This window comes from Bacillus sp. UMB0728, from assembly GCF_002858875.1.
GTDB lineage: Bacteria > Bacillota > Bacilli > Bacillales > Cytobacillaceae > Bacillus_AB > Bacillus_AB infantis.
On sequence record NZ_PKLA01000001.1, the window covers coordinates 992895 to 1018687 of the forward strand.

Consider the following 25793-nt stretch of genomic DNA (forward strand, 5'->3'; position numbering starts at 1 on the left):
AGCCAAGTATTAAACCCGTTTTCATGGTTAGGAAGGCTGATTTCACGTTTGTGGGATTGAACGGAGATATAAAGTGAATATGATATTTTTTAGTCCTCTATATACATGTTAACATCAGCATGGGCGTGCAGATTGTGCTCGTATAGGGGAGTCAGAACAATGTTGACCCTTTCTCCAGTAAGCCATCTGCCCCTTTGCCCGCTTGAGGAACTCAGATCGGTGCATCCACTCTCTTGAGTACCTCACTTGTCCTGTATGGGGCACTCTGATCGGCATATCTGCTTTCTTGAGTACCTCATATGTGCTGTATGAGGTACTCCGGTCGGTGCATCCACTCTCTTGAGTACCTCATTTGTCCTGCATGGGGAATTCTGATCGGCGCATCAGACTTTTGAGTACCTCATTCCGCTTCAAGCACTCAGACCAGCGTTAACCTTCCTGGCTGCCTCTTCTCCTCCAAAGGTTTCTCCTATTCATTCGGTTTTCAAATAAAACCTGCCCAAAAGAAAAAAGACCCTTCCAGGTCTTTCTCATTGCTTATGGAATTGGCTGTTATCACCTTGGCGTGCCAAAGGCCGTCAAAAAGAGCAGGCTTTCCCGCACTCCCTTATCCTCTATCATGTAGCAGCAATCCCACTTGCAAGGTTTTTCTGCAGCATCTCCCGGAATTCTGACTTTTCAACTGATATGGTCCAATCTTGCCCTGCCCCTATCGAAAATATTTCGGCAAAAGAACCTTGGTTCACAGCCAGCCCGAGATTCCCAAGTGAGTTTATATAGGCAACAGGTTCTCCCCCAGGTACATCTGCAAAAGATTTACCAAAAGTGACCAGCCCTCTAAAGGCAAGTGATTGGCCTGCCCTAATTTCCGCTATCAGTCTGTCTCCGTGTGCCACTCCCATCTCTATCAGCAGAGTTCTCCCAATATTCGTCCACAGATTCCCGAAGCGGACATCCATGATTTCAATACACCCTGCAGATTTGCCGTTATTGAGTGAAGCGCATGGAGCCTGCAAAATACAAATAACGCCGGGATCTACATGTTCCCCCAGTTCTTCAAAGCTGACTGCGCCGCTGGCCAGCCTGGCTCCTGTATACGCGTAAATATCCCTGCCGTGGAATGTGTGAGATTCCAGGGATCCTGGAAGCCTGTTCATCGTCTCATTAATGACCCTTGCTTCAGCAATCCCTGCATTCATGCTGACATGTGTCAATGTGCCGTTATCCGGCGTGATGACCACCTGTCCTGTTGCTGTTTTGACTGCGAGGCTCCTCCTCTCAGAACCGACACCAGGATCGACCACAGAAACAAAGACTGTCCCCTCTGGCCAATATGGAAGAGTCTGATTAAGCCTGCAGGATGCCTCCCATACGGAAAAAGCAGGGATGTTATGCGTCAAATTGAAAATTGGAATGGCAGGGCTGACGGAAAAAGCAACACCGTGCATCGCACTGACCGCCCCATCTGCTAATCCGAAATCCGATTGAAATACTAAAGCTTTTCCCATCACTTTCACCCTTTCAAAATTTGTGTATAAAAAGAGTTATGCCGGGAAAGACTCAAAGATTCTCATTTTTTTCTCTGCATGAATATGTTTGGCTCACTCACTTATTTTGAAGCCAGCCGGCGGGTTATAAAGATATGTCAGTGTTCTGCCTGTTGCCTTTTCAATCCGGTATTTATAGCTTTCAGCCCTGGCCATCCTATTTTTGAAAAGTTTTTCCGAAATATCAAGATGTACTGTTTTTCCGTTTATAAGCAGGACAGTACATTTATTCACCCCAATGGCTGCCACATCTTCTATCCCGTGAAGCGAAAACCATACGGTGTCTTCATGAAAGGGAGCTTTGTGAGGAAACCAAAACATATCCTGCAGGCCGCAGAGCCGTACCGGCGGCATGCTGACTTTGCCTAAAACTTTCTTAGTGCCCTTCATAGCGCCCTTTAAATTGCTTCCCAGCTGCTGAAGGGAATCATTCATCACCTCATGCGGGGGGCCTTTAACCAAAACAGATTCATCTTCCAGACCTACAATTTCAGCATGCCGCTCCCCAAACAGATTACTGAATGGCATGATGCAAAGCGTTTCTCTCCTTATAAGGAATTTTTCTATATATAGCTGATCCAAAGTTTCCCCTCCCCTGGTTTAATCCATAATAAAAAGGCTTGTGCAAATTCTTCTATAATATTGGATTTTTTATAATATTGTCAGTGGTGTATTCACATAAGAAACACCTCCAGAATGGAATAGGTTTATGGAATATATGTGTAAGTGTTTGTTTATGTGATGGGTTCGAAGAAGAGAAAAATGCGGAGTTTTATCAGAAGAAAATGGCTTCCAGTTTAGCTGCCAGAAGCCTTTCAATCTATCTATCAGGATAATTATACAATTAATAGAATATTTTGTAAATTAATTTCCTTTTACTGTTTCTGTATAAGCCTCTTCCCCGCCGGCATGACTCGATGGAGAAGCCATATTAAGGAGAACAACGCCAAGAATAATAAGGATGATTCCTGCAGCGCTCAGCATGTTCAGCTTTTCTTTCCAAATCAATATGCCGATTACTGCAGTTGCAGCAGTGCCGATTCCGGACCAGATAGCATATGCGATGCTCAATGGGATTGTTTTTAACGAAAGAGATAAAGCAAAAAAAGCCACTCCAAAACCGAAGAGCACTCCTAGGGCCGGCCATATTTTCGTAAAACCTTCAGAGGCCTTCAGCATAGAAGTTCCGAATAATTCTGCTGCAATGGCAATGAACAGAAATAAATACGCCTTCAAACAAATCACCTTCTATCTATTATTCTTTCAAGAAAAAAGCCCTCCTCGAGGGAGAGCCTTTATTCAGCAATTATATAATTTCCCATATTTATCTTCAAGGTATTGAATAAGATACTCTGCATTCAGCTCTTCACCTGTCACCTTTTGGATTAAAACATCCGGGGTGAAGGTTTTTCCATACTGATGAATATTGTCTTTCAGCCATTGCATGATAGTGCTGAAATCGCCTTCTGCTATCTTTTCCCCGAAATCCGTGATTTGTTTTTTTATTGTTTCCAGGATTTGCGCTGCATACAGATTGCCCAAAGCATACGAAGGAAAATAGCCAAATCCGCCGAATGACCAGTGTACATCCTGAAGCACTCCTGCTGAATCTGTTTCAGGTCTAATTCCCAGGTAATCCTCCATTTTTTTGTTCCATGCTTCCGGAAGATCTTTTGCAGAAAGCGTCCCTTCGAACAAGCTTTTTTCAATCTCATAGCGGAGCATGATATGGAGATTATAGGTCAGTTCATCAGCTTCCACCCTGATAAATGAAGGATTGACCGCATTTATCGCCTGGTAAAACTGATCTTCGGTTACATCTGCAAGCTGTTCGGAAAAGGTTTTCTGGAATTCAGGATAAAAGCGGCTCCAGAACTGTCTGCTTCTGCCAACCATATTTTCAAGGAATCTCGATTGTGATTCATGAATGCCGAAAGATGCCCCTTCCCTGAGGCAAGTGCCTTCAAGAGCAGGATCGATCTGCTGTTCATAAATTCCGTGACCCGCTTCATGGATCGTGCCGAAAAGGGCGGTCAATACATTATATTCAGCATATCTGGTTGTAATCCTGACATCTCTCGTATTGATTGGCTGAGCAAAAGGATGGACAGTTTCATCCAGCCGGCCTGCATCCAGGTCAAAGCCGATCTCAGGAAGAATTGCCCTGTTGAAATCCTTCTGTTTGCCAACAGGGAAAGACTGTCTGACAATTTCAACCGGCAGCACTGCACCAGAGTTTTGTATTTTCTTCAGCAGTTCCACACTGCTTTTGCGCAGGGATGAAAAAAGAGGATCCAGCTTTTTTACTGTCAGCCCTGGTTCGAAATCTTCCAGGAGTGCGTCATAAGGATGGTCATATTCGCCATAAAGCTTAATGAATTGTTTTTTGTAATCTATGATTTTTTCGAGGTAAGGAAGGTAATGCAGAAAATCATTCTTTTCCCGGGCTTCTTCCCAGGCATTGTTGGCCTCTGCAGTCAGAATACTATATTCATTGTACAAGTCAGCAGGGATGCTTTTTGATTTGTCATAAAACATTTTTCTTTCCCTGATCCTTGCCTGCATTCTTTCATCCAGATGAACAGCTTTTTCTTCATCATCCAGAATGGCAAGCACCTCTCCGAGTTCCCCGCTCACCTGAAGCTTGAAGATTTCCGTTTCAAGCGTCCCGATTGACTTGGAGAAAAATCCTCTTCCTTTTTTCGGAGCCATCACCTTCTGATCCCAGCCCAAAAGGCTTGAAATGCTTGTTAAATGAGTTATTTTCTCATCGATTTTTTCAAATTTCTTCAGGGCAGCTTCATATGAAAGCACAGCGGCAGTTTGCATTAGGTTTCCCCCCAGATATAAGTTTTTCTCAAAATAGAATATTCGGTCTATTTTATTATAAAAAGAATGGCTTTCTTTTTCAAGAAGCTTTAATGGTATTCTGCATATATTCCAGGCTATCGCGTGATACAAAGCTCAGGCAGCCTATCAATAAAAAAACCAAGTCATCGCGGATAGGCACCAAAGCCTTCCTAAAGTATTTCCATTCCATTTTTCCCAGTCCATATAGGTTTCAACGTTTTTAGCTATTAAAAGCATTTCTTTTCTTATTATTTTCCAAAGATGTTAGAATGGTATTATTCGAAATTTCTGTCATCTATTGAGAAAGAAGGTAACTTATTTGTCCACAAAAACAATGATACTAACACAAGATCTGCGTGAAGACCTGCTAAAAAATGTTAAAAACGTTATGCCGGGCTGGAATATTATCTCTGGGAAAAATCCTGAAATCTGGAAAAGCCATCTGATGGATGCTGAAATTATTGCAGGGTGGAAAAAAGATACAGTCCAAGCGGCGGACAGCAATAACCTCCGCTGGATTCAAACCTGGAGTGCAGGCGTCAATAATCTACCGCTTGAAGAGCTGGAAAAAAACAATGTCTTCCTGACAAGCGCGAACGGTGTCCATGCTTATCCGATTTCTGAGACTATTTTTGGCCTGATGCTCGCACTCACCCGGAAAATACATACCTATGTGAGAAACCAGGAAGAGAAGAAGTGGCATCACAGCCATATGAACCAGGAAATCCACAAAAAGACCATTGGTATCATCGGTGCGGGTGCAATTGGCTGCGAAACAGCCAAAATTGCTAAAGCCTTTGGCATGAAAGTGATTGGAGTGAGGCACTCCGGAAAAGAAGAGCAGCATTTTGACGAAATGCACACTGCCGAAAAGCTGGATGATATTCTGCCTCACTGTGATTATATTGTCATCACACTCCCTCTAACAGATGAAACACACTCTCTGTTCTCCGCATCACAGTTTAAAAGAATGAAGAACACCGCATTCTTAATCAATATTGGCAGAGGTGAAATCCTGGTCGAACAGGATCTGATCAGTGCCCTTAAAGAGGGCGAGATTGCCGGAGCAGGTCTGGATGTTTTTGAAAAAGAACCTCTCCAGGAGAGCAGCCCTCTCTGGGAAATGGAAAATGTAATTATCACACCACACACTTCCGGCTCAACCGAATATTACGATGAAAGGGTCATCAACGATATTCTGGTTCCCAACCTGAAGGAATACCTAGAAGGTAAGAAGCCTGCCCGCAATCTTGTTGATTACAGGAAAGGCTACTGACATATTCCAGTACCCTTCTGACCGCAGATGACGAACGTATTCTATAAACCAGGAGATATGCATAGTTTGTAAAGGGGAGAATAAAAAGGGGGAATGAAAATGAGCGTGATCCATGATCAGTTCGATGCCATTTCTATCCGGAATGTCCATCGGCAGCTTAAAGAAATACAAATGATCGCTACCACAAACAGATGCATAGACTGGGAGCTTGCTTCGGCCCTGGACCATGTTACAAGGGCGGCCGGAATGCTCTGCAATGTTATAGAAGAACATCTGGATGGGACCCGGAGTGATGTCGATGCCCTCTATTATATAGAGGAAAAGCTGTCTGCCGCCCTTTCCATGGCAAAGAAAATCGATAACCGCAGAGAGCCTGTATAAGAACAGCGCAATAAAGCTGCACAACAAAAATCCAGGGGAGAGAAACATATAATTCTCTCCCCTGGATTTTTGTGGTTTAATGCAGTGTACGGCTTAGTCTTTTGATTCATATATCTATGGAAAGGACCTCAAAAGAGAGTGAACATGCTGCCTTGGAACTATTATTACCTAACGTTCTGATATCAAACTTCCAGCTTCTTAAGCCTGAACATATTCCATGACATTTTTGGCAATACAGCAGTAAGAGCTCCATTTTCAATATATGAGTCATTGCCCTTCTCTGGTTTAACTTGCTCATCATTAATGGAATTTACCGCTTTGGGATTTTCATTTTTTAGTACTATCTGTTCGGATAATTTATACCCTTCGAACGACCGGATATCAACATCAACCAGCAATTGAGTATCCAGACTGCGATTCACAGCAAAGATAACCAGTTCTTCACTTTCTTCATTATAGACCACTGACTGGTCTAAGAATGGCACATCAGTAAAATCTTTACTGTCATACTTGGGTGAATCAACAATCGAATGAAGTGCTGTACCACGTCCATATACAGAAGTATAGTAGAATGGATAGAAAATGGATTGCTTCCAAATACCGCCTCCTGTTTCTGTCATAATTGGTGCAATGACATTTACCAGCTGGGCCATACAAGCGATCTTTACCCGATCTGAATGCTTTAGCAGGGTATTCAGCATGCTGCCTACAAGTAAAGCATCCTCAAATGTGTAAATATCCTCCAATAACGGAGGCGACAAAGACCAAGGTTCAATTGCCTTGTCCTGATCATTGGAATGAAACCAAACATTCCATTCGTCAAAACTTAAGTTCATTGTTTTTTTACTGCGTTTCTTTGCCTTCATATAATCACATGCTGCAGTAACAGTTTTAATGAAACTATCCATGTCCAGTGTACTTGCCAAATAGTTTGCCGAGTCATTATCTCTATTCCCATAATATTGATGAAGAGATATATAATCAGCAGCTTCATATGTATGTTCGAGTGTTTCTGCTTCCCATTCAGGAAATGTTGGCATGCCTGAGCCGGAGCTTCCGCAGCTGACCAGTTCAATCGAAGGATCGACCAATTTCATCGCCTTGGCAGTTTCAGCAGCTAGCCTTCCATATTCATATGCCGTTTTCATGCCAATTTGCCAGGGTCCATCCATTTCATTTCCTAAACACCAGACCTTTATATTGTGAGGGTCAGTATAGCCATGTTCTTTTCTTAGATCACTCCAATAAGTACCGCCGGGATGATTACAGTATTCTACTAAATTTCGTGCAGCATCAATGCCCCTGGTACCTAAGTTAACAGCCATCATGGCTTCTGCATTGACTTTCTTCGCCCAGGCTGCAAATTCGTTAGTCCCAACTTCGTTTGTCTCCAGTGAATTCCAGGCTAAATCCAGGCGTTTTGGCCTCAATTCTTTTGGTCCGATTCCATCTTCCCAGTTGTAAGCTGAAACCATATTCCCCCCGGGATAGCGGATAATCGGCACCCTCAGCTTTTTTACCAGTTCTATAACATCTTGGCGGAATCCATCCTCATCAGCACTGGAATGCGAAAGTTCGTATATTCCCCCATATACGGCACGGCCCAGCTGCTCTATGAAAGAACCGTATATCCTAGGGTCAATATCGGATATTCTAAACGACTTGTCTATCAGCATTTTTGCTTTATGTGCATTCAAAGTCATTATTCTCACCTTTCTATCTAAAATTTGTTAATCTGCAAACTTTTTATATGCATTGAATTGAAGTAAACTTATCTATATTGTTTAGTGGATATACAAAGTATTGGCTATTCAGCATTTGAACACCTTTATTTTTCTTGAAATTTGGCATCATTTTTTAGTCTAGAGAGGTCCTTATAAAAGCAAAAAACCAGCTCCTGAAAGGAACTGGTTTCTAAATGCTTATGTAAGCCACTTTTGCCGTAATAAATATAAGAAAGTTTTAAACCACCACTCCTCAAAGTGGGTGTTTGCAGAAACCTTCCTGCATGTCCTCCTTGTCACATGTGACAGAGGCTTGTCATTCCAGCTTCGATATAAAACTCCCTATTACAGCTTAAAGGTTAAAACTTTATTATGGTTACGGGCAAAGCAGCTTGTATTTATATATTACCTCATTTGCGCTCCCAGCTCAACTGTTTTGTCTGGAAATGGAGGAGCCTTCTGGCTGGAAAGTGCTTTTCGGCTAGGCCACTTTCTTATAAAAAAAGTCGTTATGTGCTGCTATCACAATCAGGAGCATAATCACAAATGCAACGGCTGCTGAAACGTCTCCTGCTAATAAATAGATGGAAACAGGCATTGCCGCCATTGCGATAAGCCCTGGAACCGTAAAGCGCCGTGTGACGCTCCATCCGGCAAGCAGTACAATAAAGGCAGCCAGCAGGCTTGCGGGGGCTAAATAAAGAGCCGATGCCAGATATACGACAACCCCCTTGCCTCCCCTGAATCCAAGGGGGGCCGGCCAGATATGCCCGCATAGTACAGCGAAAGCACAGACCAACAGTGCGGAATGCCCCAGAAAAGCATCAGCTGCAGCTAAAGCAGCCACTGTCTTCCCTGCATCAATCAAAATCGTATAAAAGAAACCTCTTTTTCCAAGTTCACGGCCAGCATTCCTTGCACCTGCGTTCCCGCTGCCCATCTGCCTGATATCTTTTCCCTGCCACTTTCTGGCCAGAAGATAAGCCCCGTTGATGCAGCCGGCTAAATAGCAAAAAATGAAAGCTGCTGCTGTATACATAGACCTTCCCCCCGTATAACTCTCTGGCTGCCGGCAAAAATAGACTGAAACAGTCAGTCCTGACTTGGAAGAAAGGTGATAGGCCCAATGTTCCCTGTTATACATACCAACTTTTGGGATGCTGTTTTTGCCGTGCCTGCGGTCTTATTGTAACACAGCTGCTGAAGCTGTATTTCAATATCCCTGCAAAGATAGTCCCGTCAGTTGCCTTGCTTTGCGGACTGCCCGTTTCGGTCCTGATCAGCCATAAGCATGACTTCGTGGCCGGACTCTTTATGGGATGGTTTTATGGATATGCAGCGATAGGTTCATACAGCAGCCTGAAAGCTTCTATAAAATCTTTCAGGAACAGCAGCTCCTAATGTTTGATCCTTCCGGAATATTCCTTGAGGAAATCCCATGAAGCTGTATAAGCTTTAATATTATTCTCCCTTTTTACAAAGAAATGGCCTTCATCCTCAAAACGGATATACTCTACAGGATGCTTACGATTCTTCAGATCCTCCACAATCTGCTCTGTTTCCTCAATCGGCACTCTCGGATCATTGGCACCGTGAAGAACAAGGAGCGGACATTGAATCCTGTCTGTTTTATGAAGCGGATCAATTTCATCGAAGAAGGCCCCGTCATTCTCTATGCTCCCATATTCAGCTTCCCTCATTTTCCGCCTCCACGGGCTGGTATTCTGCAGGAACGTCCGGAAGCTCGAAATTCCAACAATATCAATGGCAGAAGACCAGATGTCAGGGTAGTGGGTGATGGCTGCCAGGACCATAAAGCCCCCGTAGCTTCTTCCCATAATGCTGATCTGATCTTCGGCAGCTCCTCCCTCTGTTTTCAGCCAATCGACAAGATGGACTAAATCACGTACAGAGTCCATCCGCTTCCTGACATCATCCAGATGGGTAAAGCTTTTACCATAGCCTGTACTGCCCCTGACATTCGGCGTACATACTGCAAATCCATTATCAAGGAAAAACTGCAGGAACGGATTAAAAACAGCCCTTATCTGGCTTTCCGGCCCTCCGTGGACAAACACAACCACCGGAAGCTTTCCGTCAGCCTCTTTAGGCTTATAGTAGAATGCTGGAATCTCAAGGCCATCAAAGGAAGCAAAAGAAATCAGTTCAGGAGCACACAGCTTTTCCTCTACCAGAGGATCATGCGAAATGAACGCGGCCCTTTTAGCTTTACGAGATCTGAGATCGAGTTCCCAAATGTCTGAAGGATGCTGCGGCCCATTCAGGATAAAGGCAAGCCTGCTGTTATCAGGAGAGAAAGAAAAGTCAGTAATGACGCCTGCAGGGGATTCCCACTCTGTCACTTCATTCGATTCAAAATCCAATAATGCGCCTTTTGAGATCCCTCCTTCATTGATGGAAAAAGCGATCTTCTTTTTATCAGTGCTGAGCTTCAGCTCTTCCAAGTCCCACTCCTTCTCGACCAGCCACTTTGTTTCCAGTGTTTCAAGATTAAGTCTGGCAAGATTCATGAATTCCCGATCCCTGTTGGACAGCATATAAATCATTTTTCCATCTGAGCTGAACGCAGGGCTGGCAAAAGCCGCTTCCCCCTCATGCTTTGTGAGCCACTGCACTGTTCCCCCTGAAAGATCCAGCAGTCCAAGGTCATTATCAAGATTTGTGTTCACCTGCTCTATCAGCAGGGAGTTTCCTTCCGGATGCCATTGAAGCGGAGAAAAATGACCATCTCCCTGGAACACCATTTTAACTTCAAAACTTTCAAGACTTTGAATATATATATCAAAATAGGTGTTATGACGGCGGTTGCTGGCCCAGGAAATCCACTTTCCATCAGGAGATACCCCTCCATACTTGTGTATATGTTCTGGCGAGTCGGTCAGCCGGATGACCTCCCCAGTTTCGGTTAAAAGGAAAAGCTGCTGCTTTTCATTCACACCCTCATCCATGCCAAAAATCCTTTTACCGGTTCCTTGGATAAAGGAAACAAACATAATCCTTTCAGCGGTTTCCAGTACCTGATTAGGGTTGCCGCCTTCAGCGTGTATTTCCCATATTTGCGGAATCCCGGAAGCATCTGAGATGAAATTCAGCATTTTCCCCTGCGGTCCATAAGCAGGATTCTTCACGTTTCTAATGTTCATGAAATTTTCAATCGTCAATGTTTCCATTATTGGCCCCCTTCTGCATTATTTTTGCGCCGGCTGTCCAGGACCGGACTGGAAATGCCTTTGATTCCCGTCAATCCCAGAATACATAGGAAAATGGCCTGCGGCCCATAATAGGCATCCTGCGGATCAAAGTACTCTTCAAGTGTATGTATGCCCCCAAAGCTTCCGCCTCCGCCAAGTGTTACAGCCGGAATTCCAAGAGCAATCGGCACATTGGAGTCGGTGCTGCTGGCTTTCTCAAACGAAGGTGTGAATCCTAGCTGCCTTGAAGCCTCTGCAGCCGTTTGGACAATGGCTGATTCCATATCCTGGCTGCCTGCCGGGCGGTCGCCTACCTGCTTGATTTCAACTGTAATTCCGGAATCAGCACCGCCGGCAGCTTCCTTGATGATGGAGAGCGCTTCAGATTCAACCCTTGCCAGCTCATCTGCGGAAACCGAACGAAGATCGATGATCAATCTGGCTTCCGCTGCAATCGTATTGACCGAGGTCCCTCCGGATACTATCCCTACATTAAAAGTTGTTTTTGGATCTTCCGGCACCTTAAGATCTGCTATGCCGGCAATGGCTTTTCCTGCAGCATGAATGGCGCTCGGCGTCCCGAAATCCCCAAAGCTGTGGCCGCCTGAGCCCTTATAGGTAATCTCATATCTTTTACTGCCTGCAGCCAGATATGTAATTCGCTCAGGGCTGCCTGGTTCTATGGAAATGAAACCGTCTATCCCATGATCTTGTCCAAACAGCGCCTTAACGCCATTTAAATCCCCAAGTCCTTCTTCTCCGACCGTCGCTCCAAACAGAATATCCCCTTCCGTTTCGATTCCCGTTTCGTTGAACGCACGGATTAGAGTCAGTACGGCAGCCAGCCCCCTTCCGTCATCAGCGATGCCGGGAGCATAAATTTTTCCATCTTTTACTTTTGGGACTGTGTCAGTGCCTGCTGGAAAAACAGTATCAAGATGGGCACAAACCGCAATCCTTGGTCCATTCCCCGTTCCCTTTCTCAGGCCGAATATATTGCCTGCATCATCTTTCGAAATATCTTCAATACCCAGCTCTTCTAGCCTTCGTCTATAATACTCCCCCCGTTCCCCCTCTTCAAAGGTAGGTGCAGGGATGCTCGTCAGCTCCTTTTGATCAGCCGATGTCCGGTCATTATCATTTTTTAAAAAGGATAGTCCCTTTTGGACAGCTGAAATGCCCGCTATTTTTTCTAATGCTTCGGCCACGCTATTCTTCAGTTCAATATTTTCCGCCAATTTTCTTCCCCCTTTGTAAAGTCTATTATTATTATATTCCAAAAATTAAATTTATTGTTGCTGGAAGGCTTCAGAAGATATCCTCCTTAATAAAAAAGGAAAAAGCCCCAGATGCATGGAGCTTTTTCCTCTTGTTCTGTTTCTCTGCTTTAAAAACAAATAGCTTTATGCCATTCCTTCCTAATCGCTTTGATGACCGTGCTCTGGTTCCGCAGGGGGTTCAGCGATTAATGTATCATACAAATAATAGCCGCAAATCACCAACAGCAGGTATACTGCGGCTGATATGGCCCACTTTTTCATCAGAAGCCCTCCTTATAATTTGACCCGCTGCAGCCTCAGCGCATTAAGGACAACCGAGACTGAACTGAATGCCATTGCTGCCCCTGCCAGCCATGGCGCAAGCAGACCAAGTGCTGCGAAGGGGATGCCGAGCGTATTATATCCAAAAGCCCAGAAGAGGTTTTGCCGGATGTTCGAGATTGTTTTCCTGCTCATGTAAATGGCATCGGAAATGCTTCTTAAGTCGCCGCGGATCAGGGTAATATCTGCCGCCTCCATCGCTACATCAGTGCCTGTTCCGATTGCCATTCCGATGTCGGCAACAGCCAGTGCCGGCGCATCATTGATTCCGTCTCCCACCATGGCCACAATTTTCCCTTGCTTCTGCAGCTTTTTCACTTCTTCTGCCTTTCCTTCCGGGAGGACTTCAGATATTACCGCATCAACACCAGCTTCCCTGCCGATTGCCTCGGCTGTAGCCTTGTTGTCACCTGTCATCATGATTACTTCAAGACCCATCTCCTTAAGGCGTGCGATTGCCTCTGCAGATGTATCCTTGATTGTGTCTGCAACCGCGATGATGCCTGCAAAATGACCGTCAATGGCTGCCAGCATGGCAGTTTTACCCTGGCTTTCAAGCGTTTCAAGATCAGCTTCAGCAGGGCTGAAATCAATAGAATCCGCACCGAGCAGCCTTCTGGTTCCTATCAGGAGCTTCTTTCCAGCCACAACAGCTTTAATGCCATATCCGGGAATTGCTTCAAATTCTTCCGCTTCTTTCATTATAATATTGCGTGCTTTGATTCCGGCTGTTATAGCTTCGGCAAGAGGATGCTCAGACTGTTTTTCTGCCGCACCTGCCATAGCCAGGAACTCCGTCTCATCCATTTCCGTCAGCACATCTGTCAATACCGGCTTCCCGTTGGTGATTGTACCAGTCTTATCAAGAACCACCGTCGTAATGCGGTGTGTCCGTTCAAGATGCTCCCCGCCCTTAAAAAGGATACCGTATTCTGCAGCCCGCCCTGATCCGGCCATGATGGAGGTCGGTGTCGCCAAACCCAATGCACAGGGACATGCTATCACAAGAACAGCAATCAATTTTTCAAGAGCTTCTGCAAAATTGCCTGGATCTGCCCACAGGTACCAGATGAGGAATACAACGGCAGCGATCCCCACAACAATCGGTACAAATATCCCGGAAATCTTGTCAGCAAGGCGCTGGATTGGTGCCTTTGAACCTTGTGCATCCTCAACAACCTTGATGATTTGTGCGAGGGCTGTATCTTTACCCACTTTTGCTGCCTGCACTTTTATGAAACCATTTTTGTTGATGGTTGCCCCAATGACTGAATCGCCGGGCTCCTTATCTGCAGGTACGCTTTCTCCTGTTATCATGCTTTCATCCACGGCGGTTCTTCCCTCAAGGATCATTCCGTCAGCAGGAATTTTCTCTCCTGGCTTCACGGCAAGGATATCACCGGGCATGACGCTTTCCAGGGGAATTTCGGTTTCCTCGCCATTCCTGATGACGCGCGCCGTTTTAGCCTGCAGATTCATCAGCTTTTTAATGGCCTCAGAAGACCGTCCTTTTGCTTTGGCTTCAAACAGTTTCCCCAGAATAATCAGCGTTATCAGGACTGCACTGGTCTCAAAATAAAGATTTACTGAGTGGCCCCCTGAACCTATCGATCTTATTGATAAATATAAGCTGTAGAAAAAGGCAGCAGAGGTGCCGAGGGCAACCAGTACATCCATATTGGCGCTGCCGTTTCTAAGAGCTTTGTAGGCGCCTGTATAAAACTGGCGGCCGATGAAAAACTGGACTGGAGCAGCAAGGGCCAGCTGCACCCAGGGATTCATGAACATCTCCGGCACATACAGGAAGCTGGTAAAGCTGAAATGTCCGGCCATTGCCCATAATAATGGCAGAGAAAGAATAAGAGCAAAAGTGAATTTTCCTTTCTGTCTCTCTATTTCTCTTTCACGGTGGTCCTGCTCTTCACCTGCCACCTCCTCAGTTCTCAGGGCAGCACCATAGCCAAGTTTTTCAACTCTTTTAATAAGGTCAGCCGGCGATACTGCAGAAGGATTATAGACCACATCTGCCCTTTCCAGCGCCAGGTTGACGTTTGCATCACTGATTCCGCCCATTTTCTTTAGCCCTTTTTCAATGCGTGCGGAGCAGGCTGCACAGGTCATGCCTGTAATGGCGAGCTCTGCCTTTTCAGTCACAACCTTGTAGCCCAGATTTTCTACCTTTTGAAAAATATCTTCCTGCTTCACTTTTTCAGGGTCAAATTGAACAGCCGCTTTTTCAAGAGCCAGATTGACTGAAGCATTTTCCACACCTTCAACCTTTTTGAGTCCTTTTTCTATTCTTACGGCACAGGCTGAACAGGTCATCCCGCTTATTTCAAACTGAGTTTCTTTTGCTTGCTCGCTCATCGCTCACATCTCCTTATACCTATACGGGGTATATTTTGATGAAAAAGAGAACGTGCCTCAGCACGGTCCCGCAGGCTATTTGCTGTTAGACAACATCATAGCCCTGATCATCGATTGTTTCTTTAATTTCGCCTAGATTTACTTTGGATGAATCATATTCGACATTGACTTTGCCATTCTCTAGATCAACCTTTACAGCAGATACGCCTTCAAGCTTCCCTACGCTTCCTTCTACAGCTTTTACGCAATGGCCGCAGCTCATGCCTTTTACTTCTAATGTGATTGTTTCCATTCTGAATCTCTCCTTTATTTCTTCATTAGTCTTTGTACAGTTACCAGCAGCTCATCAACCACCTCAAGATCGTTCTCCTGGATCCTCTCGACAACACAGCTCTTCAGGTGTCCCTCGAGCAGAATTTTGGCAACGCTGTTCAAAGCAGACTGAGTGGCTGAAATCTGGGTAATAACATCATCACAATACGTATCCTTTTCAATCAGGCCTTTGATTCCCCGGATCTGGCCTTCAATCCGGTTGAGCCTGGTGACAAGGTTTTTCTTTGTCACTTCTGAGTGATGGCTCTTCCGCCCGCTCACATGATCGCAGCTTTCACCCTCAGGGACTAACGGCAATTCATTTAATTCCTTTTCCATTAAATTCCCTCCCCTTATCTGTATTGTAGTATACCCTGGTATGGTATGTAAAGCAATTCTTCTCGGATTAGAAAAAAAAATAAAAAAGGAGAATCTCAGCTCCTTTTTCAGCTTAGGATAACCTCTTTTTCAAGATAGCTTGCCCTTATCCCGAAATTCGGGGGAGCAGGATCAATCTTTTCATTTAAGAGGAGTTTAATGGCAAGATAAGGGAAGTTAATGCCGGACAGGCAGCTGATATGAAGCCCACCGCTCATTCTCGGGTTGATTTCCAGCAGCTTCGGTACACCTTGTCCATATTTGACCTGGACATTGAATACATAAGGAACCGGGTATTCCCGATGAAGGTTTTCGGCTATCCCGCTGAGCAGCAGGTTTTCCTCCAGCTCCCTCACCCTGCCATGCCCTTTTTTCCTTGGAATGCTGGTGTACAGCTTGCCGCCGTCGGCCAGGCAGTCGATACTGTACTCAGGGCCATCCAGATATTCGAGCACCATCAGGTCTGGAAAACTTTCCTGCTGCGATAAAATTCCGCAGGCATTCGCAAAGGAAATCCGGTGTCCAACCCCTTGCCCGAACAGCTCCGCTATTGAATCTTCACGATCCTTTACCACTCTGAATCCATATGCCCCTTCTCCAATAACAGGCTTGAAGCAGACTTTATGGCCCGCTGCCCTAAGCTTATGATAGGCTTCCTTGAAGCCTGCCGCTGTATTGACGACTTCGTAGTCAGGGATGTTTACCAGCTGCTTGCCGGCTGAATTCTTTTCCTCAATTGACCGGTAGATGGCCGCCTTATTGTCCATGAAGGACATAAGCACTGGGTCCGGGCAGACAAGCACCTTGACGCCTATTGCTTCAAAACGGGGAAGATTCCGTGAAATCAGGACATTTTCCTTGCGGGGAATAAAAATATCAATCTCGTTCCGGGCACAGAAATCCAGGCAGAACAAAATATATTCCTCACCGGATATATCAGGCTCAGTCCCTTTGAAATCGCATACCTGCAAATAGAGTGCATCCTTATCCGGATGGGTCCCATATATGGTAAAGCTTCTATTGTCAGGATTGTTCTTAATCATTGTGATATAATGGCTCACCGTCGTGAACCAGCGGTTAAACCAGATTTTCATGCCAGCCCTCATTCCCCTGTCAGTAAAATATGAACTCCTGAGAACTCCTTTGCCATAACAGGCTGAAAAAAAGGAATACTCTGATAGATCTATTATCTCACATTTTCGACAGAGGTAAACAGATTCTGCTAATCTTCTACTGCATAAAAGTCACACTGTACAGGATGATCGGCAGGGTGATGAGGCTCAGGCAAGTGCTGGCAAGCGTCGCGCTTGAAACAAGCTCCGGATCTGTACCATATTGAACGGCATACATGGTCGTATTAGCAGCAGAAGGCATGGCCGCCATGACAATCATAATCTGCTTCAGAAGAGTATCCGCAGGCAGGAAAAATGTAAAAGCCAGCGCGATCAAAGGAGATACAACCATTCTCAAGGTAAGGGAGACAGAGAGCGGGCCTATTTCCAGGTTTTTTACTGATATATTGGCGAGCGTGATGCCAAGGATGATCATGACCGTTGGTATGGCTGCATCTCCTACCATCCGGACTGCTTCCATCAGCGTCCCGCTGACAGGTATGTTCATAAACTGCAATGCCGCTCCCAGCAAGGCGCCATAAACAATCGGCACCCTCACAACCTCTTTCAGGGCTGTTTTGAAACTGGCATTTTCGATAGACCCTTTAGCTGCATAGTATACCCCCAGGGTGCACATCAGCAGCTGCTGGATGACCATCAGCACAATCGCGTATTTTATTCCTTCCTGGCCAAATGCAAAAAGAACTAGCGGAGTTCCATAATTGCCGTTATTCATGAATGCAGAGGATAAAATGATAGCGCAAGTGCGCTTTCTGCTGTATCCTGCAAAATAAGCCGCAGCATACACGATCGCAATAATTGCCAGGGCCAGCCCTATAGTGTAAATGGCCATGACTGCATAATCAAGATTGAACTCCGTTTCGTAGAAAGTCCTGAAGGCAAGAAAGGGAGTCATTAAGTAAATAGCCACGATGGACAGTGATTTCGTTTCCAGCCTGAAGATTTTCTGGCCGGCATAGCCAAGGCCAAAGATAAGAAAAATCGGAATTAAAATTGCTATAAAGGACATTTCATCAGCTTCCATTCAAAATATTTCGGATTTCGTAAAAACCATTTCCATTATACAAGAATCTGTACTTCTCTGCTCAGGAAAAGCATTAAAGTTAGCCCCACACCAAAAATTGGAATAAAAACCAAAAAAAAGCATGATTGCAGCAGCTGCTGCAATCATGCCTTCTTTTTAATGATGATGCTTTTCTTTTAAGGGATTGTAGATGACAAATTCCTCTTTTGGAACAAAGAAGTATTGGATCCACACACCATCGAGGAAATCTTCCCGTGCATCGAGCAGAATGTCGATATCCTTGTCGGTTGATACAATTTCATCATGCTCTGCAGGTGTATCGAGCTTGATGTCATAATGGGCGTGGTTTCCGTGATGCTCTGTCACAAAAACGCGGATATACTGGCCTTCTTCTGCTGTTTCCAGCATCTTTTTCAGCACTTTAGCCGCATTGCGGTTGATTTTCACTTTCATTTATCCGAACTCCTTTTAAGTGTTATACGCCCGGGAACCAGCCAGGGGTATTAATGATGGCCTGCCAGAGCGGATCTGGAACAGTCAGTTCCTGCTGGGCATCCTTATCGATTTTGGTTTTGATTTCGTCTTCCCTGCCCTCTTCGACTTTTTGCACCCACTCAGGATCAATGATCAGCTCACGGCCCAGCGCGATAAGAGGGACGCCTGTTCCAAACGCTTTTTCTACTTCTTCCGGCGTATAAAGAGAACCAACGCCGATAACAGGGACAAGGCTGCCGACTCTTTCCTGGATGATCTCGATTCTTGACCTAGTGTCCTCGACTCCGCGGCGCGGCGCTGACCAGAAGTCCTGGAGTGAAACGTGGAGATAGTCGAGATCTTTTTTTGCCAGCTCATCGATCAGGACCAGCGTATCCGCCATCGTGATACCCGGTGTTTCCGGTTCTTCAGGAGAAAATCTGTAGCCTACAGCAAACGGCTTTTTAGCGTGTGCCGCAACAGTCTTCTTGACTTCATCAACAACAGCGAGCGGGAAAGTAAGCCTCTTTTCCAGGCTGCCTCCCCATTGATCATCCCTGCGGTTTGAATGAGGGGAGAAGAATTGCTGCAGCAGATAGCCGTTGGCTCCATGGATTTCCACCCCGTCATACCCTGCTTCAATTGCACGTCTTGCGGCTTCGCCGAAATCTTTAATAATGCTTTCAACTTCCTCGCCGCTGAGCGCGCGCGGTTCCTTTTTTCCTTCACCTGAGCCTGCAACTGCACTGGCGCTTACAATATCTCCATTCGGGACGAGCTCAGGAGGGCATTCCCTTCCTCCGTGGAAAATCTGCAGGATCGCTTTTGCGCCGCCTGCCTGGATGTCTTCCGCTAGGCGCTTCAAGCTTGGGACATATTCATCTTTATGGCCGGCAAACTCCCCAGGGAAGCCTTTTCCATTCTCGGTCACATATGTACAAGCCGTAATCACCATGCCAGGTCCCTTTGACCGGCGGGCATAATATGCAGCCTCAGCATCAGAAACAGTATCATCTTCATTGGAAGAGAAATTTGTCATTGGTGCCATGACCAGTCTGTTTTTAACTTCAATCCCACTTTTAAAAGTAAATGACTCAAAAAATTGCTTGTATTGTTCTTTCATAAACCTGATGTCCTCCTTAGGTGTTGTTTAAAGTTCTTCCGCTTCAAAGCGTTCTGCCTTCAGGGGTGCTGCCAATACTTCTTTCATTTCCTGCATATAGTTCTGGAAGTGGGCAGTTTCCCCGTGCAGTCTTACCGCTTCCTTGTCCTTCCATTTCTCAAGCATCACAAATGAATTTTCATTCCCGGCACTCTCAAATAAATCATAGCTGATATTTCCTTCCTCAGCCTGTGACCCTTTGACTACCTCTTTTGTTTTCTCAAGGAAAACATCACGCTTTGCCGGATCCACCGTAATATGGGCATGGATAATAATCATGGACAGCTCCTCCTTCATTTTTTACAAAGTTTAGTATTGGTTAAAAATCAAATATCTTCCCGATTATTAAACTGTAACAAAAAAAGTTACATTAACGATATAAGGAAGGATTAAAGATATCATATTCTACCGGGAGGTTTTTTTCAAAGGAAATGCCTGATTGAAATGCGTAAGAGGCTTGCTCAATTAAAGAAAGCAGTAAAAAAGCACACTCCGTTATGAGTGTGCTTCTGCTTTAAATATGGATAATGCGGATTTTTTGTCCGGGCTTTATAAATGAAAGAAGCGGCCTGTCTTCTTCTATTATTCTGCCTGCTATATTGACTCTTTCATCTGCCGGAAGGTCGGACAGTGTTATTTGCACTTCACCTTTGTAACGGCCGTAATGCTCATTATCAACAGTAATCGTTCCTGCATCACGCTTCCCGCAATTTAATGGGGGCACAGGGTCTGTTGTCCGGGTATTCATGAACCTGACAGCATCCCTCGCCTGATCAGGACGTGTTGCATATATTCCCTCAGGCAGTGTACAATTCTCAGCCCTCAGCGGCATAACTGAGTCCTCTTCGTAAGCCAGGAGATCCTCCAGCAGCCCTGCCCCAATATCCGGATCGCCGATATAAATATCATCAATTCCCGCAGCCTTCAACTCCGCATAAGCAGCAAAGGGTTCAGCATGACGGTGCTTTTCAAGCGTCGGCAGGCCTTCATAAAGCGGTCCCCGTTTTTCTCCCCGGGATGGAATATACGCAGCAAGAGGAATACCCAGGCCTTTAAACAGCTTGTTCTGATCATGAAAAAAAGATTCACCCAGCCCGGTTTCCCGTCTCGGGTAAAAATTATGCCATCCGATCAGCCTATCAGGTTTAAGCCCACGACTGAGAAGGTTTTTAAGATCTTCTTCAAAAAGAATGCTGGAGTTGACAGCTATTTTGAATTCCTCTGCAAGGGAGACTATCAGATGATGATCGAAAAAGTCATCCAGCCTAAGGCCGGCTACCCCAAGATCTTTTAATGCAAAAAGGTCTGCCACTCCCAGATGGGCTGGTGTATTCATGGAAACATCCGCATAGACATCAATGCCGCTTTCCTTTGCAGCAGAAAGCAGCCTCTTGGCCGCTGCGGCCAGCTCACCTTTTTCTTCAGGGATATGAAGCGAGGTGAAGCCCCGCTTCACCCCCTTGCTTCCTGCATCCCTGATCCGCTCTTCAGCAGAAGGATCGTTCAGATAGAAGGAAATGCCGATCAATCAAACTCACCAGCCATTTCATCTTTAAAGCCGAACAGATACGTGAAGGCAAATCCTGCTGCATAAGCAATTACAAGTCCTACAAGGTACAGAAGGATTTCGCCTGCGTTAACAATGAAGGCAAGCGGCAGGCCGGATACTCCGATTGCAACAGTGGCAATATCGAAATGCGCCTGGAATGCGCCCCCAACACCTGCGCCAAGGCAGGCCGTAATGAATGGCCTTCCAAGAGGAAGCGTTACACCAAAGATCAGCGGTTCGCCGATACCAAGCATACCGGAAGGCAGAGCACCGCCAATTGCCCTTTTGAGGCGCTTCTTCTTGGTTTTGAAATAGATGGCAAATGCTGCACCAACCTGGCCGGCGCCGCCCATCGCAAGGATTGGCAATAATGGATCATCGCCGATTGAATTAATCAGTTCCAGGTGGACAGGCGTCAGACCCTGGTGAAGCCCGGTTACTACAAGCGGCAGGAAGGTAGCGCCCAGGACGAATCCGGCAACCACGCCGCCAATATCAAGAACAGAAAGCAAACCTTTTGTGATTCCTTCGGAGATAAAGCCGCCAACAGGCATGAATACTACATAAGTGACGATCCCTGTAATCAGCAGCGAAACCGTTGGCGTAATGATAATATCCAGTGACTGCGGTACAAATTTTCTGACCCGCTGCTCAACCAGCGCAATAAAGATGGCAGCAAGGAGTACTCCTATCAAGCCGCCGCGGCCAGGAACGAGTGCTTCACCAAAAAGCGTAATGCCGGCGACTGAAGGATTGATAATCAATATCCCTGCAAGTCCGCCCAGTGCAGGTGATCCCCCAAATTCTTTTGCAGCATTAATACCGACCAGGATGCCGAGATATGCGAAAAGCCCCCCGCCAATTACAGTCAGGATCATGGCAAGCTGTGATTCCCCGTCAAGCCAGCCTGCCTGAATGACAGCTTTCGAAATACCAGTGATCAGACCGGAAGCAACAAGTGCCGGAATGAGCGGAATAAAGATGCTCGCTATCTTGCGAAGGAACAGTTTGAAAGGAGTTGCGTTTTTCTTATTGATTTCTGACTTTTTGCTTGCTGCCCGATCATTAAGATTGAGTTCGCCCGATGCTTCAAGCAGTTTGCCAAACTCTTCTGTAACCTTATTGACCTTGCCTGGCCCCAGAATAATCTGCAGTGTTTCTTCTTCTACAAGTCCCAGGACGCCATCTATTTTTTTCAGTCCTGCTTTGTCTACCAATGACTCATCAAGCGGCGTTACTCTAAGACGGGTCATGCAATGCGTATAGGATCCGATATTGGAAGCCCCGCCCAGCTTATCGAGTATTTTCTCTGCAAGAATTGTATTTTCGCCAGCCATTTGAATTTCCCCCATTTCTAACATTGATGTCAGTACAAATTTTCAAACTATTGGAATCGTTTTCATCCAAGGCATAAAAAATAGCTTAAGAGAATAATAGGATAAAGTATCAGTGCAAGCCTATATTATGAAAAACCCCTGTCAGCTGTTTTTTGATGACCACCCCCAAAAAAGGATATGCAGAGGGCAGGCCCGCACATGGCGCCTTCCCCTGATAGTTTTAGTTGCCTGCTTTCTCCACTGCCCTACGCACATATCCACCGGCTTGATCGAGCAGCTTCTCAGCTTCATCTTTGCTTTTACCTGTTTTGATCATGACGATCGCAGATTTAGCCTGAAGCCCGCTGTCTTCAAGAGCTTTTCTGGAAATGTTATAATCAGCGCCGGTTATCTTGCTGATGATCCCGATCGCACGCTCCTTGAGCTTATGATTGCTGACATGAACATCCACCATGAGGTTTTCATAAACCTTGCCGAACAGGATCATGCTGGCAGTTGAAATCATGTTCAAAATCATTTTATGGGCGGTTGCCGCCTTCAGCCTTGTAGAGCCTGTCAGCGCCTCAGGGCCGACAATCACTTCGATGCTGTGGTCAGCTTCTTTGCTGATGACGGCGCTGGTGTTGCAGGAAAGTGCTACCGTCCTGGCTCCGATGCTCCTCGCATACTTAAGCGCTCCTGCCACATAAGGGGTGCGCCCGCTCGCTGCAATCCCGATCACAGTATCATCTTGTGTCAGGCCAATCTCCTTTAAATCGCGTTCGCCCCATTCCGGCTTATCCTCTGCCCCCTCAACAGCCTTGACAAAAGCATCCTTGCCCCCGGCCATGATTCCCTGGACAGTTTCAGGATCCGTACTGAAAGTAGGCGGGCATTCGACTGCATCCAAAACACCGAGCCTTCCGCTTGTACCAGCCCCGATATAGATGAGCCTGCCTCCCTTTTTCAGGGATTCGAATACAAACCCGACTGCTACCTCGACATCCGGGAGAACCTGCTCAACCGCTAATGCCACCTTCTTGTCTTCCTCATTCATCATCGTGATGATCTCCAAAGGCGAAGCTGTATCAATCTTCATCGTCCGCTCATTCCGGGTTTCTGTTGTTAACGAGGTTAAGTTCTCTTTCATTCCTATGGCCCTCCTGTCACTGATGTACTAGTTCTAATTTCATTATAGAGGGTTTGAAATATTAGTTCAATAACATATTTACTTTTATGAAATATAATTTTAACACCAGTGGAGTTTGAGCTTGTTTTTACTATTATATATATGAGCCTGGTTGGGTTGTATTCTTTTTTTAGATGGACGGAGGGGGCGGGTGAAAAAATGTTTTAGTTTGGGGCTGGGAAAGGGCATTTAGGTTTTGGGCAGGGGGGTATACTTTGTTATTCTCTCAAACTTTGGATACATAACTCCGTCGTTTTGCACTCAGTTATGTATCCCGCACTCTTCCTCGGATACATGACTGCTCCTTTTTCATCTCACTCATGTATCCCGCACTCCCCCCGGGATACATGACTGCTCCTTTTTCGACCCAATCATGTATCCCGCACTCCCCCCGGGATACATGACTGCTCCTTTTTCGACCCACTCATATATCCCGCACTCCTCCCGGGATACATGACTGCTCCTTTTTCATCTCACTCATGTATCCCGCACTCCTCCCGGGATACATGACTGCTCCTTTTTCGACCCACTCATGTATCACGCACTCTTCCTCGGATACATGACTGCTCCTTTTTCATCTCACTCATGTATCCTGCACTCCTCCCGGGATACATGACTGCTCCTTTTTCATCTCACTCATGTATCCCGCACTCCTCACGGGATACATGACTGCTCCTTTTTTTGATCCAATCATGTATCCCGCACTCCTTCCGGGATACATGACTGCTCCTTTTTCATCCCACTCATGTATCCCGCACTCCCCCCGGGATACATGGCTGCTCCTTTTTTTGATCCAATCATGTATCCCGCACTCCTTCCGGGATACATGACTGCTCCTTTTTCATCCCACTCATGTATCCCGCACTCCCCCCGGGATACATGGCTGCTCCTTTTCCATCCCACTCATGTATCCCACACTCCCCCCGGGATACATGACTGCTCCTTTTTCGACCCACTCATGTATCCCGCACTCCTCACGGGATACATGACTGCTCCTTTTCGACACACTCATGCATCCCGCACTCCCCCCGGGATACATGATTGCTCCTTTTTCGACCCACTCATGCATCCCGCACTCCCCCCGGAATACATGACAGCCCTTTTTTTGATCCACTCATGTATCCCGCATTCTTCCCGGGATACATGACTGCTCCTTTTTTGATCCAATCATGCATCCCGCACTCCTCCCGGGATACATGACTGCTCCTTTTTCATATCACTCATGTATCCCGCACTCCCCCTCGGATACATGACTCCTCCTATTCATCCTCACTCATGTATCCCGCACTCCCCTTCAGATACAAATCAGGCCAAATCCCAGCCTGATCTGCTAGACTTTCAAAGGGGTTGGCTGCCCGCTGGGACTCTGAGTATTGCCGCGATTCGTATATCTCGCATACTTCCCTCTCCCTTTGAAATCATAATGTTTCTTGAGCACCCGCTGAATCGTTCTTCTATCCTTAATAATCCTGCACCAATCAATAAGCAAAGGAGTGGTGATCGTCCTCCGAGGAAAAAGCATCGTAATTTCCTCCACAGCCCCTACCACTGCATCTTCAAGAGTTTCCCTCCCCCCGCAAAGTTCACAGACCACTAAGGAATGTTTAACAGTATGATAAAACTCCTTGCATTGCGGGCAAACCAAACCTTTTTCTAATTGTTCATAGGGGTAATAATAGTTTCTTGGAAAAGGGTCTTCCTTCATATGAAGGGATACAAGCTTCTTGGCTAAATTAGAGTGTGAATGTTTTATAGGGGAGGTTTGATTCAGCATTTTTTCCCGAAAACGCGGCATTTGGCCGGGCAGGATGATGGGGAGATTTCTGGGGGCTTGAAAGAGGCAGAATTCCGGATTCACAAAAATTAAATTTGCTTCAATTCTTATGTCAAAAGCATGTTCCTTCAAAAGCTGCCTATAAGATTTTCTGTGCGCTTCAGCTGAAGAATCGGATTCCTGATTTCATTGCCGGAAAAAGTGTACCAGGCATCGCCTTGAATATAGTAGTCACCCTGGTAGTTTTTAATTTCAAACAGGTAAAGCGTTGTTCCGGAGAAAATTAAAGAGTCGACTTGAAAGGTTGTTCCTTGATGGTTCAGCAAGAGATCATTTAAAGTATGCCTCTCCTCATCAATGGTATTAACCCACCGGTCAAACTCCTCTTCCCCCTTCCAGCCCTTCAGCAGTATATCGAGCTGCTTTGCGTCCGGGACATCAAGTTGAACCCGCGCACCAAGGGACTTTAAAATCTTCAATTCAGTTGACTCCACACGCTCTTTTCTCAAACATCTCCTCCTCCT

General features: G+C 45.8%; 25 protein-coding genes, 1 other RNA gene and 1 pseudogene. 3 read left to right on the top strand and 24 right to left on the bottom strand.

Features of this window, described 5'->3' with window-relative positions; genetic code table 11:
• Positions 1-617: 617 nt before the first annotated feature.
• From CYJ37_RS05160 to CYJ37_RS05175, 4 genes are all read right to left on the bottom strand, one after another.
• Positions 618-1511 carry an SAM hydrolase/SAM-dependent halogenase family protein gene (locus tag CYJ37_RS05160; protein ID WP_087944248.1) on the bottom strand — a complete coding sequence of 298 codons (894 nt, stop codon included), beginning with the start codon at positions 1509-1511 and terminating at the stop codon, positions 618-620.
• 90 nt (positions 1512-1601) lie between these two features.
• Entirely contained in the window at positions 1602-2129 is a 528-nt protein-coding gene (locus CYJ37_RS05165) for a competence protein ComK (RefSeq protein ID WP_101548317.1), read from the bottom strand.
• A 282-nt stretch (positions 2130-2411) separates the two neighbouring features.
• Entirely contained in the window at positions 2412-2783 is a 372-nt protein-coding gene (locus CYJ37_RS05170; protein WP_009793178.1) for a DMT family transporter, read from the bottom strand.
• A gap of 63 nt (positions 2784-2846) precedes the next feature.
• Positions 2847-4376: a carboxypeptidase M32 gene (locus tag CYJ37_RS05175; RefSeq protein WP_009793177.1), complete on the bottom strand. Its 1530-nt coding sequence runs from the start codon at positions 4374-4376 to the stop codon at positions 2847-2849.
• 340 nt (positions 4377-4716) lie between these two features.
• On the opposite strand from CYJ37_RS05175, the gene CYJ37_RS05180 reads away from it, so the two are divergent.
• Both CYJ37_RS05180 and CYJ37_RS05185 read left to right on the top strand, forming a co-directional pair.
• Positions 4717-5673 carry a D-2-hydroxyacid dehydrogenase gene (locus CYJ37_RS05180; protein ID WP_101548319.1) on the top strand — a complete coding sequence of 319 codons (957 nt, stop codon included), beginning with the start codon at positions 4717-4719 and terminating at the stop codon, positions 5671-5673.
• Between the two features lie 99 nt (positions 5674-5772).
• Positions 5773-6054 carry a hypothetical protein gene (locus tag CYJ37_RS05185; protein WP_022544034.1) on the top strand — a complete coding sequence of 94 codons (282 nt, stop codon included), beginning with the start codon at positions 5773-5775 and terminating at the stop codon, positions 6052-6054.
• Positions 6055-6236: 182 nt separating this feature from the next.
• Here CYJ37_RS05185 and arfA read toward each other — a convergent pair whose 3' ends face one another.
• From arfA to CYJ37_RS05200, 3 genes are all read right to left on the bottom strand, one after another.
• A complete protein-coding gene (gene arfA, locus CYJ37_RS05190) occupies positions 6237-7757 on the bottom strand; it encodes an arabinosylfuranosidase ArfA (RefSeq protein ID WP_101548320.1) in 1521 nt (506 codons plus the stop codon).
• A 221-nt stretch (positions 7758-7978) separates the two neighbouring features.
• Positions 7979-8175: non-coding RNA, 6S RNA (gene ssrS / locus CYJ37_RS05195), on the bottom strand.
• A gap of 84 nt (positions 8176-8259) precedes the next feature.
• The gene (locus CYJ37_RS05200) at positions 8260-8817 is read right to left on the bottom strand and encodes a glycerol-3-phosphate acyltransferase (RefSeq protein WP_180827251.1); all 558 of its coding nucleotides are present in this window, start codon (positions 8815-8817) and stop codon (positions 8260-8262) included.
• 87 nt (positions 8818-8904) lie between these two features.
• On the opposite strand from CYJ37_RS05200, the pseudogene CYJ37_RS27620 reads away from it, so the two are divergent.
• Positions 8905-9179, top strand: a pseudogene (locus tag CYJ37_RS27620) (hypothetical protein).
• Here CYJ37_RS27620 and CYJ37_RS05210 read toward each other — a convergent pair.
• The 17 genes from CYJ37_RS05210 to CYJ37_RS05285 form a co-directional block, all read right to left on the bottom strand.
• Positions 9176-10969 carry a S9 family peptidase gene (locus CYJ37_RS05210; protein WP_101548324.1) on the bottom strand — a complete coding sequence of 598 codons (1794 nt, stop codon included), beginning with the start codon at positions 10967-10969 and terminating at the stop codon, positions 9176-9178. The pseudogene CYJ37_RS27620 and the gene CYJ37_RS05210 sit on opposite strands and share 4 nt — an antisense overlap.
• The gene (locus CYJ37_RS05215; RefSeq protein ID WP_101548326.1) at positions 10969-12228 is read right to left on the bottom strand and encodes a M20/M25/M40 family metallo-hydrolase; all 1260 of its coding nucleotides are present in this window, start codon (positions 12226-12228) and stop codon (positions 10969-10971) included. The genes CYJ37_RS05210 and CYJ37_RS05215 overlap by 1 nt, the downstream gene beginning before the upstream one ends.
• A gap of 180 nt (positions 12229-12408) precedes the next feature.
• The gene (locus CYJ37_RS27625; RefSeq protein ID WP_022544035.1) at positions 12409-12531 is read right to left on the bottom strand and encodes a hypothetical protein; all 123 of its coding nucleotides are present in this window, start codon (positions 12529-12531) and stop codon (positions 12409-12411) included.
• Between the two features lie 12 nt (positions 12532-12543).
• The gene (locus CYJ37_RS05220) at positions 12544-14958 is read right to left on the bottom strand and encodes a heavy metal translocating P-type ATPase (RefSeq protein WP_101548328.1); all 2415 of its coding nucleotides are present in this window, start codon (positions 14956-14958) and stop codon (positions 12544-12546) included.
• Positions 14959-15043: 85 nt separating this feature from the next.
• A complete protein-coding gene (gene copZ, locus CYJ37_RS05225; RefSeq protein WP_009793167.1) occupies positions 15044-15250 on the bottom strand; it encodes a copper chaperone CopZ in 207 nt (68 codons plus the stop codon).
• 14 nt (positions 15251-15264) lie between these two features.
• On the bottom strand, positions 15265-15609 hold the full coding sequence (locus CYJ37_RS05230) for a metal-sensitive transcriptional regulator (RefSeq protein ID WP_009793166.1): 345 nt from the start codon (positions 15607-15609) through the stop codon (positions 15265-15267).
• A gap of 107 nt (positions 15610-15716) precedes the next feature.
• Positions 15717-16742 carry an ATP-grasp domain-containing protein gene (locus CYJ37_RS05235; protein ID WP_257964177.1) on the bottom strand — a complete coding sequence of 342 codons (1026 nt, stop codon included), beginning with the start codon at positions 16740-16742 and terminating at the stop codon, positions 15717-15719.
• Positions 16743-16878: 136 nt separating this feature from the next.
• Complete coding sequence (locus CYJ37_RS05240; protein ID WP_101548331.1) at positions 16879-17790, bottom strand: AEC family transporter; 912 nt, start codon at positions 17788-17790, stop codon at positions 16879-16881.
• Between the two features lie 171 nt (positions 17791-17961).
• Positions 17962-18258, bottom strand: coding sequence for a heme biosynthesis protein HemY (locus CYJ37_RS05245; RefSeq protein WP_094768924.1), 297 nt, complete (start codon positions 18256-18258; stop codon positions 17962-17964).
• 22 nt (positions 18259-18280) lie between these two features.
• The gene (locus CYJ37_RS05250; RefSeq protein ID WP_009793161.1) at positions 18281-19402 is read right to left on the bottom strand and encodes an NADH-dependent flavin oxidoreductase; all 1122 of its coding nucleotides are present in this window, start codon (positions 19400-19402) and stop codon (positions 18281-18283) included.
• A 27-nt stretch (positions 19403-19429) separates the two neighbouring features.
• Complete coding sequence (locus tag CYJ37_RS05255) at positions 19430-19720, bottom strand: putative quinol monooxygenase (RefSeq protein ID WP_022544037.1); 291 nt, start codon at positions 19718-19720, stop codon at positions 19430-19432.
• Between the two features lie 235 nt (positions 19721-19955).
• Positions 19956-20969 (bottom strand): MupG family TIM beta-alpha barrel fold protein, encoded by a 1014-nt coding sequence (locus CYJ37_RS05260; RefSeq protein WP_101548332.1) that lies wholly within the window; start codon positions 20967-20969, stop codon positions 19956-19958.
• Positions 20966-22327, bottom strand: coding sequence for a PTS transporter subunit EIIC (locus tag CYJ37_RS05265; RefSeq protein WP_022544038.1), 1362 nt, complete (start codon positions 22325-22327; stop codon positions 20966-20968). The genes CYJ37_RS05260 and CYJ37_RS05265 overlap by 4 nt, the downstream gene beginning before the upstream one ends.
• A gap of 220 nt (positions 22328-22547) precedes the next feature.
• Positions 22548-23456, bottom strand: a complete 909-nt coding sequence (gene murQ / locus CYJ37_RS05270) for an N-acetylmuramic acid 6-phosphate etherase (protein ID WP_101548333.1) — start codon at positions 23454-23456, stop codon at positions 22548-22550.
• An 889-nt stretch (positions 23457-24345) separates the two neighbouring features.
• Positions 24346-24564: a hypothetical protein gene (locus tag CYJ37_RS05275; RefSeq protein ID WP_101548334.1), complete on the bottom strand. Its 219-nt coding sequence runs from the start codon at positions 24562-24564 to the stop codon at positions 24346-24348.
• Positions 24565-24825: 261 nt separating this feature from the next.
• Complete coding sequence (locus CYJ37_RS26815) at positions 24826-25017, bottom strand: hypothetical protein (RefSeq protein WP_142385223.1); 192 nt, start codon at positions 25015-25017, stop codon at positions 24826-24828.
• Positions 25018-25397: 380 nt separating this feature from the next.
• Positions 25398-25778, bottom strand: a complete 381-nt coding sequence (locus CYJ37_RS05285; protein ID WP_180827252.1) for a nuclease-related domain-containing protein — start codon at positions 25776-25778, stop codon at positions 25398-25400.
• Between the last annotated feature and the right edge of the window lie 15 nt (positions 25779-25793).